This window comes from Bacillus sp. JJ1609 (assembly GCF_036967045.1).
GTDB lineage: Bacteria > Bacillota > Bacilli > Bacillales > Cytobacillaceae > Mesobacillus.
In genome coordinates this window covers 1-1,858 of sequence record NZ_JBALSS010000044.1, presented here as the reverse complement: position 1 = coordinate 1,858, position 1,858 = coordinate 1, and the positions used below count along the sequence as shown (strand labels likewise).

Sequence of the window (1,858 nt, the reverse complement as noted above, 5' to 3'; positions counted from 1 at the left end):
GCTTTAATCGAGTTTGTCTTTAGTCTGGGACTCCCATTTTAATTAATGGGAGCCTTATTGTTTATTGCTTCAGTTATCCAACTGAATAAAATTTTTAAAACAAGCAGGATTTTCAGAGCTGATGGAGAAATTAATCATTATCGAATTTTTCCCGCACCTTCTCCATTTCCTCCTCAAATTTTTTATGTGTTGCCTGGAATAACTTCTCGAACATTTCTCCTGTTTCATTTTCTAACACCTTGATTCCTTCTCCAGTGATTCCACCTTTTACGCAAACCTTCTCCTGTAAAGTAGGCAAAGTATAATGGTTTTTGCTTAACAGCTCACCTAATCCAACTAACATTTCACTGGCAAGCTTTGTGGCAGTTGTCTGATCGATTTCTGTTTCTTTCACGGCAGCTGTAATAAAACGTTGTACAAGAAAGCTAAAGAAAGCTGGCCCGCAGCTGACGATATCCGACGCAACTCTCGTAATCTTCTCTTCGATTTTGACCGGAACTGAAACTTTCTCAAATAATGTATGAAAATAAGTTTTCCATTCAGACGCGCATTGATCCCCGTACGTAAAAAGTGCAACGCCTGCAAGTGCCCTGTTGGTGATGCTCGGTATGATCCTCATAACAGAACAGTCTACATTTCTTTCGAGTTGTTCAACGCTAATAGGACTGGTTATCGAGATGAGGCATTTATCCTTATTCAGCTCAGGGTTGATCTGCTGAAGCACATCCCATACATTATGTGGTTTCACACAAATAAAAATGGCATCCGAATTTTGTGCCACTTCGATTGCATTCTGCCCAACAGTTAAGCCTGGGTATATTTTTTGTATCTCTAATGCTTTAGATAAAGTTCTATTTGTGATCATCATTGAAGAAGGGGAAACGGCATTCCCATCAATGAGAGCTTCGGCGAGAATTCTCCCCATATTCCCTGTGCCAATAATCCCTATTTTCATAACCCTTCCCTCCTTCGTGCATTTATTCTCCTATATCCATATGATTGTAATTTTTAGAATATGACATTTGAAAGGTGTTGGTCCCGATATGGAATGGATTAAGGAACATAAACTATATATTGTTGCAGCAATGGCAGCAGCAATATTTTTTATCTATTCTTCTGTCGATTCCCAAGGGGAGCTTACAGAAGTAACTGAAGAACTGACCGTCATGAATGAACAGACAGAGGGAAAGAAAAATGAAGCTTCCGTTCCTGAAGAAAAACCACTTGTTATGATGGCTGATATTAAGGGAGCTGTTGTTCAGCCTGGAGTATATGAGATTGAAGCCGATGACAGGGTGATTGATCTTATCGCACTGGCAGGGGGACTAACGAAAGAGGCGGAAGCTGCCTCAATCAACTTTGCCATGCATGTGAGTGATGAGATGGTGATTTATGTTCCTAGAAAGGGAGAAAGCGCAGAAGGCTACGTTCCATTGCAAAATGGCCAGCAGTCACAAGATAAACAAACTGTAAATCTGAATACTGCTGCAGCGAGTGAGCTAGAAACATTGCCTGGAATTGGAACGTCTAAAGCAGAAGCAATAATCGAATACCGCGAAACGAATGGACCATATAAAACAATCGAAGATTTAAAGAACATCAGCGGAATTGGTGATAAGACGTTCGAAAAACTGAAAGAGCTTATTTCTGTAAAATAATCCGCATACAAATTGAACTCGTCCAAAATTAGCATTAGAATTAATAATATAAGATTTTTTTACGTCATATTTGCAGGATTTAATTTCATAAACAAAGTTGCTCTCAAACTGGAGTTGGACAGTTAAGATTAACAAAGCCCACATAAGTAATTAATTCAAGCAGCTTTGTATTATTAATTTTGCTCTGTTAAAGCCCAATG

Annotated in this window: 2 protein-coding genes; one reads left to right on the top strand and one right to left on the bottom strand. The window is 39.0% G+C overall.

Going from position 1 to position 1,858, the window contains the following annotated elements; all coding sequences use genetic code 11:
* Nucleotides 1-130 precede the first annotated feature (130 nt).
* Nucleotides 131-955: a late competence protein ComER gene (gene comER, locus V7654_RS22690; RefSeq protein WP_335433113.1), complete on the bottom strand. Its 825-nt coding sequence runs from the start codon at nt 953-955 to the stop codon at nt 131-133.
* 88 nt (nt 956-1,043) lie between these two features.
* On the opposite strand from comER, the gene V7654_RS22685 reads away from it, so the two are divergent.
* Nucleotides 1,044-1,658 (top strand): helix-hairpin-helix domain-containing protein, encoded by a 615-nt coding sequence (locus V7654_RS22685; RefSeq protein WP_335433112.1) that lies wholly within the window; start codon nt 1,044-1,046, stop codon nt 1,656-1,658.
* The last annotated feature ends 200 nt before the right edge of the window (nt 1,659-1,858 follow it).

Bases quoted from the DNA above. Each gene is read 5' to 3' on its own strand.
- comER (WP_335433113.1), bottom strand. From the start codon at position 955: ATGAAAATAGGGATTATTGGCACAGGGAATATGGGGAGAATTCTCGCC.
- V7654_RS22685 (WP_335433112.1), top strand. From the start codon at position 1,044: ATGGAATGGATTAAGGAACATAAACTATATATTGTTGCAGCAATGGCA.